Source organism: Kitasatospora sp. NPDC001309 (assembly GCF_042896295.1).
Taxonomy (GTDB): domain Bacteria; phylum Actinomycetota; class Actinomycetes; order Streptomycetales; family Streptomycetaceae; genus Kitasatospora.
Genome location: NZ_JBIAXC010000093.1, coordinates 1 through 12,223 on the forward strand (window position 1 = coordinate 1; position 12,223 = coordinate 12,223).

At 70.9% G+C, this 12,223-nt stretch carries 8 protein-coding genes, 1 pseudogene and 1 CRISPR repeat array; all 9 genes and pseudogenes read right to left on the reverse strand.

Annotated elements, in window-relative coordinates; genetic code table 11:
• Nucleotides 1-10 precede the first annotated feature (10 nt).
• Complete coding sequence (locus ACFY2K_RS43080; RefSeq protein ID WP_387718537.1) at nt 11-691, reverse strand: Arm DNA-binding domain-containing protein; 681 nt, start codon at nt 689-691, stop codon at nt 11-13.
• Between the two features lie 1,783 nt (nt 692-2,474).
• A CRISPR array of direct repeats spans nt 2,475-3,781; the repeat unit is 28 nt; unit sequence GGCACACCCCCGGCCGCGCGGGGTGGAC.
• A gap of 73 nt (nt 3,782-3,854) precedes the next feature.
• Entirely contained in the window at nt 3,855-4,520 is a 666-nt protein-coding gene (locus ACFY2K_RS43085; protein WP_380644930.1) for a type I-E CRISPR-associated protein Cas6/Cse3/CasE, read from the reverse strand.
• On the reverse strand, nt 4,517-5,281 hold the full coding sequence (cas5e, locus tag ACFY2K_RS43090) for a type I-E CRISPR-associated protein Cas5/CasD (RefSeq protein ID WP_380644931.1): 765 nt from the start codon (nt 5,279-5,281) through the stop codon (nt 4,517-4,519). The genes ACFY2K_RS43085 and cas5e overlap by 4 nt, the downstream gene beginning before the upstream one ends.
• Complete coding sequence (gene cas7e, locus ACFY2K_RS43095) at nt 5,278-6,510, reverse strand: type I-E CRISPR-associated protein Cas7/Cse4/CasC (protein ID WP_380644932.1); 1,233 nt, start codon at nt 6,508-6,510, stop codon at nt 5,278-5,280. Before cas7e ends, cas5e begins: the two co-directional genes overlap by 4 nt.
• Nucleotides 6,503-7,057 (reverse strand): type I-E CRISPR-associated protein Cse2/CasB, encoded by a 555-nt coding sequence (gene casB, locus ACFY2K_RS43100; protein WP_380644933.1) that lies wholly within the window; start codon nt 7,055-7,057, stop codon nt 6,503-6,505. The genes cas7e and casB overlap by 8 nt, the downstream gene beginning before the upstream one ends.
• Nucleotides 7,054-8,619 carry a type I-E CRISPR-associated protein Cse1/CasA gene (casA, locus tag ACFY2K_RS43105; RefSeq protein WP_380644934.1) on the reverse strand — a complete coding sequence of 522 codons (1,566 nt, stop codon included), beginning with the start codon at nt 8,617-8,619 and terminating at the stop codon, nt 7,054-7,056. The genes casB and casA overlap by 4 nt, the downstream gene beginning before the upstream one ends.
• Before the next feature lie 2 nt (nt 8,620-8,621).
• Nucleotides 8,622-10,520: a CRISPR-associated helicase Cas3' gene (gene cas3, locus ACFY2K_RS43110; protein ID WP_387718543.1), complete on the reverse strand. Its 1,899-nt coding sequence runs from the start codon at nt 10,518-10,520 to the stop codon at nt 8,622-8,624.
• Nucleotides 10,517-11,377 (reverse strand): CRISPR-associated endonuclease Cas3'', encoded by an 861-nt coding sequence (locus tag ACFY2K_RS43115; protein WP_387718546.1) that lies wholly within the window; start codon nt 11,375-11,377, stop codon nt 10,517-10,519. The genes cas3 and ACFY2K_RS43115 overlap by 4 nt, the downstream gene beginning before the upstream one ends.
• Nucleotides 11,378-11,950: 573 nt before the next feature.
• A pseudogene (locus tag ACFY2K_RS43120) lies at nt 11,951-12,223 on the reverse strand (2-hydroxyacid dehydrogenase); the annotation flags it as partial.

Genomic DNA, 12,223 nt, shown 5'->3' on the forward strand with positions numbered 1-12,223 from the left:
GGCCCGGCCGCTACGGGATCCTGGAACCGAGTCCGTGCCGCGCCAGTGAAAGCCGGACAGTTGGGGGGATTCCCCTACCGAACACCCTCTCAGAGGGCGTCCAGCAGACGCGCTCGGCGGCGCGGGGCTTGGGCGGCACGGAGTGCTCGGCCGGGTTGTAGCGCAGCCGCCACGTCCGCACCCCGTGGTTCAGGGCGTTGCAAAACATGGCCACCGCGTGGTGAACGGTGGTGCGCCCGCGGCCGGCGGCGAGCTGCGTGCTCACCCAGGCGTCGACGTGCTTGGGGCGGAGGTCGACGAGCAGCATGCCGCCGAACGCGGGGACCAGGTCGCGCTCGATGCACGCCCGGTAGCCTGCCCAGGTGTTCGGGGCCAGCCCGGGCCGCTTCGACTCCAGCCACTCGTACAGGAACAGCCCGACGCGCAGCGTCCGGTCCTCGTACACGCCCCGGTGCTCGGCATCCAGCACCCGCGCCATCTCCCGGGCCGCCTCCGCCCGGCTCGTGAACCCGCCCCGCCGCCGGGTGCGGCGCTTGCCGTCCTCCGGCGCCAGGTCCACCGCGTACGTCCACCGCCCGTGCGTGGTGTCGGCAGCCAGCCGCGGACACCACGAACCCAACTGTTTCCCGCTGGTGCCGTCCTTGCACCCGCACCTGCGGTACACCCTGCCCCGCTTGGGACGCTGCGCCATGGAACTCCTCCTCGAACCAGATGGTGTTGGCGTGTCCAGAGTGGTGGGAGTGACGGATGTGGCGGCAGAGCGTGCGGGGCGGGGCGTGGAGCACGGCAAGATCGACTGGCCGGGACACGCGCTGGCGACATGCCGCGAGGGTGATCGCGGAGCAGGTTCGGTGGGTAGGGCAGCTTGATCGCGCAGCGTCGGCGCGTACGGGGTCGCCGCTCGGAAGAGTGGCCGCCGCCCGGGAGGTAGGGGTCTGCCGGTGGGCCGTGGGTTGTCGGGCTCGTACAACCCGGAGCACGTGCGGTGCGTGGCGCCGAGCCTCGGACCGGTCGTCGAAGTGGGCGGTGGCGGGCGCCGAGAATTCCTGCGAGGCCACACGGAATTGGCGGAGTGGGATTTCTGGTGACCATTCTCTGGCTGGAGGCCGGCCTGGGCCGGATTGATTTCTCCCGGCACTCCTTGGATTCTGTTCGATGGGTCTTTGGGCGACCTGCCGGAATCACTGGGATTGATGGCCGGGGTGGCGCTACGCTTGAGCCATGAACGCCACCCGGACCCTCCGTCAAGGCCCTGGCCTGGGGACCAGCTGGGGACCACACGTCATGCCCGCTGCTGCGCGAGGTGCGCGAATCATGCTCGTCTGCACACGCACGACGTGTGCGTGAGCGCATTTTGAGGGGTAATACGATATCCCTACTAAACTGGGGGTCAAGGGGTCGCAGGTTCAAATCCTGTCGTCCCGACGTGAGTCGGAAAGGCCGTTGGCCGGGAGATACCCCAGGTCAGCGGGCTTTTGCATGACATAGCGTCAGATTCAACAAGCAGTTGTTCGCATGCGGTTGGGGACCAAGGGACCCCAAGGTGGTCGCATTCGGGGACCGAGAGGCCTCTCAAAGGCCATTTCGCACCTCGAAATTGACTACCCACGGTGACCGAGGCTGAATCGTGACCAACGATTTTCCGACACTCCATGACGCAATCCGGCCATGTTTTCGGGCAGTTGAGCGACCGCTCCCGGATCTGTCAAGACGTCAGCCGAATTCGTGACCTCGCGGGGGAGGCGTTGCGTGCCGCCTCCCGGATGCTTCCGCAGGCCCGCTCGGGGATCTGCACGCAACCCGTGATCATCTACGCACAGTGACCATCGCCGCGACGGTGCGAGTGGGAGAATCGGCCGACGACCACGAGTGCGCGGAGGCCGCGGGGTGCTGGCAGGCGAATTCCGACACAAGGGAGCAGGCCCACTGCTGGGCGCCCGACGGCCCGGTGAGCTTGGGCCCTTCGGACCGTACGGATCGGGCGACCGGGCTGGCTCGGCGACCGGCCGCCGCTCCGAGCCCGGCGAGCAGGAGAAAGGGACCGCAGATGCCGAGTCGTGACCCGACTGACGGGCTGGCGCCGCCCGTCGTGTCAGCGGACCTCCCACGGCACACCCCGGCTGAACGGGGCAAACATCGACGGCACCCCGCAGCACGAGTGGTCGCGCGGCACACCCCCGGCCGAACGGGGCGGACCAGTGCGTCACCGCCCCCTGGTACGCCATCAAGGGCACACCCCCAGCTGTGCGGGGCGGTCAACAGGCCTATCGGGGTACGGAAGTCGCCGATGGGCTCGCCCACGGCCAACGGGGCGGGCTGCATGTCCGGTTCGGTGATCGCGAACCCGTAGGGCACACCCCCGGTTGCCCGGGGCAGACGGGAGAAACTGCACCTGAAATAGGACGGGCCAGTGGCACACCCCCAACCGCTTGGGGTGGACGCGCCGTCCTGGTTGATCGCTCTGCAGGCAGACGAGAACACCCCCGGCCGTGAGGGGTTGACGGCGAAGAGGTATCGACCGGGTTCCGTGACCTTGACACACCCCCGGCCACGCGGGGCGGACACGGTGAGGCATTAGGGCCTGGGCGTCATCGAGGGCACACCCCCAGCCGCGCGGGGCGAACTGCGCGCGCTCCATGGTGCCGCCGAATTAGGCAGGTACACCCCCGGCTGTGTGGGGCGGACCTTCTGAACACCATGAACGGGTACGGAACTCAGGGCACACCCCCGGCCGCGCGGGGTGGACGCGGTCTTGACGCTCTGGCGGGGGATCGGAAGGGGCACACCCCCAGCCGCGCGGGGTGGACCTGTCGCAGCTGACCCGCACCAAGTACCGGCGGGGCACACCACCCGGCCGCGCGGGGTGGACTGCTCGGTGAAAGGACGGCTGCTGTCCCACTCGGGCACACCCCCGGTCGCGCGGGGTGGACCACGGGACCCGGGCGGTGAGGCGCTGCAGGCCGGGCACACCCCCGGCCGCGCGGGGCGGACGCCCTGGACACGGAAACCACGGGTCTCGACGTCGGAACACCCCCGGCCGCGCGGGGTGGACCCCTGGTAGTTGCCCAGGGATAGGTCGAAGGTGGGCACACCCCCGGCCGCGCGGGATGGACTCCGCCCGCGCCAGCCACGACGAACTGTACGCCGGCACACCCCCGGCCGCGCGGGATGGACTCCGCCCGCGCCAGCCACGACGAACTGTACGCCGGCACACCCCCGGCCGCGGGGTGGACCAGGCCAACTACGTACGCGACCTGATCGGCGAGGGCACACCCCCGGCCGCGCGGGGTGGACACGAGGTGGGGGCCGGTGGCGTCGGGGAACGGGGGCACACCCCCGGCCGCGCGGGGTGGACAGGCGATCGCGGGCCTGGAGTCCGGCCTGGACGGGCACACCCCCGGCCGCGCGGGGTGGACCCGGCGCCGACCCGGTAGGCCTGGGCCAGGCCGGGCACACCCCCGGCCGCGCGGGGTGGACCCCCCGTGCCCCCGGCCGAGGACTGGATTCTGGGCACACCCCCGGCCGCGCGGGGTGGACCGCCGGGGCTACAGCCGTACCAGGGCGGTGGGGGGCACACCCCCGGCCGCGCGGGGTGGACGCTGCTGCCGCACGACCGTTCGCTCTACCTGATGGCACACCCCCGGCCGCGCGGGGTGGACTGAGCTGATGACCCCCGCCGAGGCTGCCGCCCTGGCACACCCCCGGCCGCGCGGGCTGGACCGTACCCGCTCGGCCGACGTCACCGGGGAGGGCGGCACACCCCCGGCCGCGCGGGGTGGACCCTTCGTGAGCTGCGGTGTTGCGGGCGTGTCGGCGTTGCTCTGTTCAGTTGTCAAGGAGCTTAGGCCGCTAAGTCAGTTGGGTGGGGCGAGGGTGAGGAGGCCGGCGCCGAAGGCTTTGGCTCGTCCGATGCCTTGGAGGATGGCGGTGCGGAGGTGGGTGGGGTCGGTGATGGTGGCGAGGCCGTCGTAGCGGGTGAGGGGCAGGCGCATACGGGGGTTGTGGTCGGCGACGCCGGTGACGGGGGTGAGTTGGAAGGTGCTGGTGGTGTAGGGGGCGAGGCCTAGGTCTGGGGCGCGGCGGGTCCACCAGTGGGTGATGTCGGGGCCGGTGCAGGGGATGCGGTTGCGCAGGGGTTTGCCGGTGGTCTTGTCGCGGGCCCAGTGGACCGGGCAGGCGGTGAGGCGGTAGTGGACGTGTTGGCCGGTGGTGAGGTGGTCGAGGAAGGGGCCGAGTGCGCTGGTGCGGGTGGTGCCGTAGTGGTCGGGGAGGCTGGTGAGGTCAGGGGGGTCGGTGGATTGGATGAGGAGCTGCAGGCCAGTGCGGGTGGTGTCGAGGCGCCAGAGGAGTCCGAGGCTGGGGCGGGGTCCGGTGCTGCTGGTGCTGGGGGCGGTGTAGCCGTCGGGCAGGAAGAGGCGTTCGGTGCGGCGGTGGAAGCCGAGTCCGCCGTGGCGTAGGTCGGCCTGGACGTCGCGGGAGGTGGTGTCGAGCCGGATCTCGGTGAGGTGGGCGGTGGTCATGATCGTGCCTCCGGGGGTTCGGGTTGTGGGCCGTAGCGGTATTCGTGGAGCCGGGTGTACCGGGTGGCGGCGTCGCGGCCGGTGCACAGCGCGGCGGGCAGGGTGAGGGTGGAGCGGGCGACGGCTCGCTCGGCGAAGTGGCGGGCGCCCTGGGGGTCGTCGTTGAGGGTGTGGGTGGCGCGCGGGTCGCCGGGGGCGATGGTGGTGATGACGTCGACGGTCACGGGTTCGCCGGCGCGTGGGGGTTCTTGGTCGAGGGGGGCGGTTTTGAGGATGTGGGTGACGCTGCCGTGCTGGATGCCGAGGTTGTAGGGGGCGGCCGGGGGGCAGGCGCGGCGTCCGAGGTAGGGCGGGTGGACGGGGTGGTCGAGGGCGTCGGAGGCTTTTCGTAGGAGGGCGGCGGGGCCGGTGAGGACGACGGTGAAGGAGGCGTCGGCGAGGTAGGCGCGGTGGGTGATGACGGCACCGGCGCGCCGTCCGCCGTCTGCGCAGGGGACGACCTCGGCGGGGCTTTGGCCGCCGATGGTGTGGTAGTCCTCCATGGGGCTGCCGGGCCGGTCGACGCGGACGGCGATGTCGAGGGCGGCGAGCGGCCCGGGGGCTTCGTCGCGGGGCTGGCCCAGGGCGGCGCCCAGGAAGCCGATGACGCCGGAACGGGTGGGGTGGGAGGCGGTGTCGCGGTAGTCGGTGAAGCCCCCGCGGACCCCCCAGGACTGCATGGGGGCGGTGAGGCGCAGGACGAGGGCCTGACGGGTGCTCATGGCGTGGTCCCGAAGGCGGCGTCGAGGGCGGACTCGATGGCCCGGTCGAAGGTGTCGACGCGGGTGCCGAGTCCGGGGAGCTTGGTGGTGCCGGTGTAGGCGTGGACGGAGTGGACGAGGCCGCGGCCGGCCGTCAGGCGCTGGATCGCCTTCGCGTAGTCGGACAGGCGGGCGATGGAGGGGTCGGCGTGGCCCTGGCGGCCGGTGACGGGGTTGTCGAAGGCGGTGGAGAGGTTGACGGGCCGGTCGGTGCGCACGGCGAGGTGGACGAGGTCGGGCAGGGTCCAAGCGGCCGAGCTGGTCTGGCCGGTCTTCGGCAGGGTGTGGATGAACCCGTCGATGTAGGCGCGGCAGACCGCTCGTGCGAGGACGAGGTCGTTGTCGATGGCGTCGGCGAAGGACCGCAGGGCGATGGTGGAGTACATGTAGAAGGTGCCGGCGACGAGGCGCTGGTCGCCGATCAGGCCGACGCTGGGCACGTCCTGGGTCTTGGCGGCGTAGTCGTCGACCGCGACGAAGAAGTCGATCTCGATGTTGGCCTCGTGGGTGGTGAAGGCGGAGGCGACCTGGACACAGGCGTCGCGTTCGGCGCCGTTGATCTCCATGAGGGTCCGGCCGAGCAGGGCGATCGAGGCGTTGGCGCTGGCGAGCAGTCCTTCGAGATCTGCCGGGTTGGTGACGGTGCCGCCTGCTTCTTCCTGTTCCTTGTCCTTCTTCTTCGAGGCTCGGCCGCTTTGGGGCTTCGCGGTGCTGGCTTCGGCTTCCTTGAGGGCGATCTCGTAGTCGTGCTTGCGCTCGGCGGCGGTGGCCGCCATGCGGTGGGCCGTGGTGGTGGGGGTGTAGATGAGGGCGGCGGTGGCCAGGGGGTCCTTCGCCTGGATGTCGTCGGTGGAGCTGCCCAGGGACATCTGTCCGCTGCTGGCGGCGGTGAAGACGTCGAGCGCCGTGAACGTCGCGAGTTCCTCGTTCCAGCCTTCTTCCCTGACGAGCAGGTCGCGGACCTCGTGGACGAGTCGGCGGGTGCGTACGGATGCCTGGTCGGGGAGGGCTTCTTCGACGTGCAGTCGCACGGGGCGCTTCTTGGAGTAGGCGCTGATGCGCGCGCGGGTTGCTCCGCCGAGCACGACGGACTTCGGACAGCCGTCGCCGTCGAGGTTCAGCCCGGACAGTGGGATGGTTTGCAGGACGTGGATGTCCAGGAAGGCTGCAGGCACCGGGGTGTCAGTCATGATCGTCGCTTCTCTCGTGATGGTCGTGCTGCTTGATGGCGCGGAAGTAGTCCTGTTGCCAGGTGGTGCAGGTGCGGGGGCCGTCGAAGTGCCAGCTGTCGAGTTCGGCGAGCAGGCGGGCCCAGTCGAGGGGGACGCCGGCGTTGTCGGTGAGGCGCACGGCGCCGCGCAGGTCCGCGTACGGGCCGTCGGGGTTCGGCCGGACGAGCCGGTTCAACTGGTGCCGCGTGGTGGCGGGGGACATGTGCGTCGAGGCGTGTCCAAGAGCCGTGCCGATGCTGATCCGTGAGCCGGTGCCGGAACGGTTCGCGCAGCTCATCAGGGCAGCGACGGTGTAGTACGCGCGCTGGCGGCTCGGGTGTAGGCCCGGGGGCAGCCAGGGAGCGACGTACTGGTGCATCGGTCCCGGGGGCTGCTGCTCCCGCCAGGGGCCGAGCCCGCTGGCCAGTGCCCGGGGGGCGGCTCGGTCGGTGGCGATGGCGTGGGCGATGTGGTCGACGAACTTCGCGGCACGGGTGCGGCGAGGTGTGGGCGTGGTGGTGGTCATGGCGTGGCCTTCCTTGGGGGAAGGGGTAGGCGGGCGCGGGCGCGGGCGACGCGCTCGCCGGCCGAGGGGTTGCGGATGAGGTCGGCGGTGAGCTGGTCGAAGGTGTCCAGCGCGGCCACGCGCATGCGGCGTGTGGCGTCGTCGAGCCGGCCGGTGTCGTAGAGGTTCCAGAAGATGGTGTCGGCGCGGGGCCAGAAGCGCTGGGCGATGCGTGCCTTGCGGGCCCGCGCGTCGGCGGGGCGGTCGTCGAAGGCTGCGGCCAGGGCGTTGTCGAGGTGCCATTCGGCGAGGTCGGCTTCGTGGACGGCGTCGCTGATGCGCTGTGCGCCTTCCGGGTCGCGCGCGGCGGTGTGGGTGAGCAGCGGTGGTGTGGTGGTGGTCCACCACTGGTGGTCGTTGCTCTTCTCGCGGTCCTGCTCGGCGCCGACCACGCGCAGCCGCAGGGTGTCCACGACCTCGTCGGGGATCTGGTCGCAGGAGGCCAGGACCTGGGGGCGGGTCGGTGCGCGCGGTGCCCGTTGCACCTCGGTGGCAGGGTCGTTGAGCAGGACCTCCAGGTCGCGGAACAGCTGCCGGCCGCCGTCTCCCTTCACTGCGGAGGAGGGGGCGCCGCTCTCGCGGGAGCGCTGGTAGGACAGGAAGGGGTCCGGGAACGGCTCGATGTGCCCGCCCGGGTCCCGGCCGGGCTTGTGGGGCGGGTTGCGCGCTCCCCAGGTCAGGTAGCAGTCGGTGGCGAAGCGGCCGTCTGGGCTCGGCACGAGGAGGATCGCGTGCCGGAGGCGGGCGGTGAGTAGGGAGACCGGGCCCGTGGGGGAGGGGGGAGGCCGGGTCGGGTCGGTGCGTGTCGGGTTCTCCCACGGTGCGAGGTCGCTCCCGCCGTTGATGTTCGGGGCGATCAGGTGGGCGAGGAGCGTGGTGTGCAGGTCGGGGCCGATCGGGTGGTAGCCGACGGTGCCGCGCAGCACGGCGGCCATGCAGCCGGCGTGCGCGCTCACCGCGTCGTGGGAGCGGGTGCTCAGAGCTCCGCCGCTTCCGTAGTAGGCCCACATCAGGGTCTGCAGCGCCGCTTCGGCAGAGGGCACGGGGACCGCGTGGCCTTGGCTCGTGGTGTCGGAGAACCACGGTCTGGCGTTGCCGACGGCGCGTCCGATCACCAGCTTTCCGATGCCTGAGGCGCGGGGGCAGTCCTCGGTCAGCCGCGGGTCCTGGAGGAAGGGGTGGCGCCCGTGGTACAGGCGCAGGTGGGCGGCGTGCCTGCGGAAGTAGCGGTCGACGGCGCGCTGGTCGAAGCCGGTGCCGAAGAGGGAGTTGCGGCGCCGGTACCAGCTGGCGGTGCTTTCACCGGTGCGCAGGTGGTCCAGGCCGGTGACGCGGTAGGCGATGGCCGCTGCGACCCGGTAGAGGGCACCGTAGGCGATCGGATAGGGCAGGGTGAGGTCCGCGATCGAGGACGCGTCGGAGATCGTCTCGTACAGGCCGGTGCGGCGGGTGGTGCCGTCGCGGTACCGGCAGTCGATCCAGGCCCCGTGCGCCAGGTCGAAGTCGTCGGCCGGGGCGTTCATCTTCACTCCTTCGGTGTCGGGGGACGGGCCACCAGGCCCAGGTAGCGGTCGTAGAACACGGTCCATCCGGCGGCGTGCACAGGTTCTCCCAGGGCGGGGTGCACGAGCAGGACGAGTGGTCCCAGGCGCTTGTCGCCCGCCCAGCCGGCCGGGGGCTGGGCGTCGGCGCTGAGGTGCTTCTGCCAGGTGGCGTGCCGGGTTGAGACCAGTCGGTCGCGGATCGGCTCCAAGTTGTGCGGCAGGCGTGCCGGGAGCGGGAGGTCGGTGTCGGGCTCCAGGGAGAGGTGTCCGTCGGGTTGGCGCCACAGGGGGAGGATCTGGATGCTGTCGAGCCGGTAGCGGGTGGCGGCCTCCTCGTCCGTCCCGGACAGGTCCGTGAGGTCGAACAGGTCGACCAGCTCCCGCGGATGCGGGATGACCACTGGGCGGGCCGCGTCCGCCATCGCCTGCTCGCCCTCCAGGTGGGACAGCACATCCACGTCCGGGCTGTTGCCGCCCAGACGGTCCTCGAGCGCTTCCAGCAGGGACTGGACGTCTGCGGGTTCCGCGATCGCCCTGTGGCCTTCCATCAGTTCGCGACTGGCCCGCACCACGGCGGTGCTGTAGATCGCGTCCCACCGGCCGTCGTCGGGCAGACCCTCGGCGGTCAGCGGCACCAGCACGGTGACCGGCACCCGGACGCGGGACCGCTTGGTGTGGCGCCGGCCCCGGCCGGCCCGCTGGATGATCGTCGGAAGCGGCGCCAGATCGGTGACCAGACGGTTCAGATCCAGGTCCAGTGACTGCTCGCAGACCTGGGTCGTCACGAGCACGGCGCGCCGGGGGCGGTGGGCGCGGTCCTTGCCGAAAGCCTGCTCCACCGCCATGGTGAGGTCGGCGCGGTCCAGCTCGCGGTAGTGCGCGTGGATGAGGAAGACCTCGACGTCCCGGGGGAGGAACGCCTTCAGCGCCAGTACGGTGTTCTGAGCGGAGGCCACCGTGTTGCACACGGTGAGCACGCACAGCCGCTGACGGTCACGCTCGAACAGCTGCGACACGACCCGGGCCCGGGCCCTGTCGCAGGCCGGAACCGCATCACGGCGCGTCGCCCGGGGCGAGCCCGGCAGGCCGACCAACCGCACGGCCAGGATCCTCGTCCGGCCGGTGGCCACCGCCTCCACAGTCGGGTGACCCGTGAGGCCGTCGACGTGGAACCACCCCGGGTAGGCGGGAAGGAACTCCGGCAACCGCAGGCCCGGGGCGGACCCCGACAGGTAGGCCGCGGCCAGCGAACGGGCCAGCGAACGCGGCAGCGTGGCGGACATCAGCACGACCGGCACACCGAGCGCACCCCACCAGGCCAGCACGGTGCGTAGCAGGCTCTGCATGTAGGGGTCGTAGGCATGGCACTCGTCCACCACCAGCACCTTGCGGGTCAGGCCGCCCATCCTCAGGACGTTGTGCCGGACCCTCAGCACCGCCAGCAGCACCTGGTCGATGGTGGAGACCGTCACCCCCGCCAGCACCGCCCGCCCGCGGCCCTGGAGGAACTCCGGCGCGGGCGCGAGCACCAGCCCGTCGCCGTCGTCGTGGCTGAGCAGCGCGCCCTGCGGGCCACGTCCGGCCCGGCTGTGCGCCAACGTCACCGGCGACGACGCGGCTAGCGCCCGCCTCGCCCACCGCCAGACCCGCCGGAACGCCGAGTCGGTGGTGGCCACCGACGGCAGGGCCAGGTGAACCCCCATACGGGGCCCGCCCAGCCACCGCGCCGCCCACAGACCGCCCTCGGTCTTACCGCTCCCGGTCGGCCACATCAACACCAGCAGCCCCGCCCGGCCCGGCACCGCGCACCCGTGCAGCAGATCCAACAGCGACTTCTGCAACGTGTTCGGCTCGAACCGGAACCAGTCGAAGAACGTCATGACACCGGAGTCTCCTTCCACACCGGCAGACCCAGACCTGCGTCCTCCACCAATCGCGGACCGGCCACCACAGCCCGCTCCCAGTGCCGGACCACCTGCGACGGATCCCCCGCGCCGGTCAGGTGCTGCAACTGATCCACGACGAAGAAGCGTTGAGAGGCCAGCCAGTCAGCGAGCACTACAACCTCCCCAGCCAGCACCGCAGCCTCCACCGACAGCACCGGCGGCGGATCCGGAGCGCCCATGGTCTCCGCGACCGCGACCAGGTGGGCAAGCCGCTGCTCCTCCCACCGTCCTTCTCCCAACAGCCGCGCTGCGAGGGCTGGATAGCGCAGGAGGTTGCGGTGCGGCTGCGGGAAGATCCGTCCGTGGTGACCGCCGAGCAGCTGGGCTAGCCGGCGTGCGGGCGCGGTCACGGGCAGACCGTCGCCGGTGCCGTCGTAGCCGTGCAAGGGGAGTTGTACGGCCAGGTAGAGCTGGGTGGCCTCGCCGTGGGACAGGCCTCGCACACCCGAAGGCAGGGGCGGGTAGCCTTTCAACTGGGCAAATGCCGCACGCACCTTGACCTGGAAGCAGGCGCCGATCTTCCCGATGTCGTGCCAGCCCGCCCAGCAGGCGAGGAGTGATCTGGCTCGCCCTCGGTCGGTCCCGGAGTCGGGATCCAGGCCCAGTCCAGCGGTGAACGTCCGCTGTTGGCTCTCGGACATGTGCAGGTCCCACAGGGCCAGGCAGACGGCCGCGGTGTCCAGCAGATGAGCGAAGGCCGGATAGGTCAGGCCATCCGGTAATCCGTCCTCTTTTGACCACAGTATGCCGTCTATCACCCACTTTGAAGTGAGTTCCTTACCTATGCTCATACTTCGATGATAGGAGCCTGTGTCGGTGTCCGGCGGGCGTCCGTGAAGCGGCTGAGCCCGCCGCGCGGACCCGGTGCTCCCTGTCCGACGTGCGCCGTCGGTGCGGACGGCGCACGCCGAAGGCTTCGAGGTCTCGCATATGTCGGGTGCCGGAGAGACCGTAGGCTTTATGGGCTGCCTCAACGCGGTTCGTCCTGCTGTGGGGTGGATATCGTTCAAGGTTTTCCGCCCACCCGCAGACATCCCGCTTCAACCCCTCGGGTCAGCGGCGAAAGCCGCGCTTTGGGTCGCGGGCTTCGACATTGTCGAACGGCGTGAACCAGGCGGCGGGGCGCATGTTGCTGATGCCCATGGCGATGGTGGTCATGAGCGTAGGTGTCGGCCGAGCAGCACTCGGCGTGCGCACTGACCAGCGTGATCGCCGCATCCCAGTCGCGACGTTCCTCGGCTTCCTTGGCCTGCGCAACCCATTCCGCGGCACAAGTATCGCTGAGCGGCAAGCAGGTCCGCATCGAACAAGATCGGTTCAACGAGCCAGTTCGAGCGAGCGCTTACGAATCGCCCTCTATAGGGTCAGCCTCTCGGTACCAGGGTGTTCTCGTTGGTGCGGCCGGCGGCGTAGTCGTCGATGTTGCGGGCGGTGGCGTCGATGATCTGGCCGACGGCGGTGTGGGTGAAGTAGGCCTGGTGGCTGGTGACCAGGACCTGGGGGAAGGTGACGAGGCGGGCGAGGACGTCGTCGGTGATGCCTTGGACGGAGCGGTCGGTGAAGAAGACGCCGGTCTCCTCCTCGTAGACGTCCAGGCCGACGCCGGAGAGGCGGCCGGCGCGCAGGGTCTCGACCAG

Coding starts and splice junctions, on each gene's coding strand:
- ACFY2K_RS43080 (WP_387718537.1), bottom strand. CDS start 691: ATGGCGCAGCGTCCCAAGCGGGGCAGGGTGTACCGCAGGTGCGGGTGC.
- ACFY2K_RS43085 (WP_380644930.1), bottom strand. CDS start 4,520: ATGACCACCGCCCACCTCACCGAGATCCGGCTCGACACCACCTCCCGC.
- cas5e (WP_380644931.1), bottom strand. CDS start 5,281: ATGAGCACCCGTCAGGCCCTCGTCCTGCGCCTCACCGCCCCCATGCAG.
- cas7e (WP_380644932.1), bottom strand. CDS start 6,510: ATGACTGACACCCCGGTGCCTGCAGCCTTCCTGGACATCCACGTCCTG.
- casB (WP_380644933.1), bottom strand. CDS start 7,057: ATGACCACCACCACGCCCACACCTCGCCGCACCCGTGCCGCGAAGTTC.
- casA (WP_380644934.1), bottom strand. CDS start 8,619: ATGAACGCCCCGGCCGACGACTTCGACCTGGCGCACGGGGCCTGGATC.
- cas3 (WP_387718543.1), bottom strand. CDS start 10,520: ATGACGTTCTTCGACTGGTTCCGGTTCGAGCCGAACACGTTGCAGAAG.
- ACFY2K_RS43115 (WP_387718546.1), bottom strand. CDS start 11,377: ATGAGCATAGGTAAGGAACTCACTTCAAAGTGGGTGATAGACGGCATA.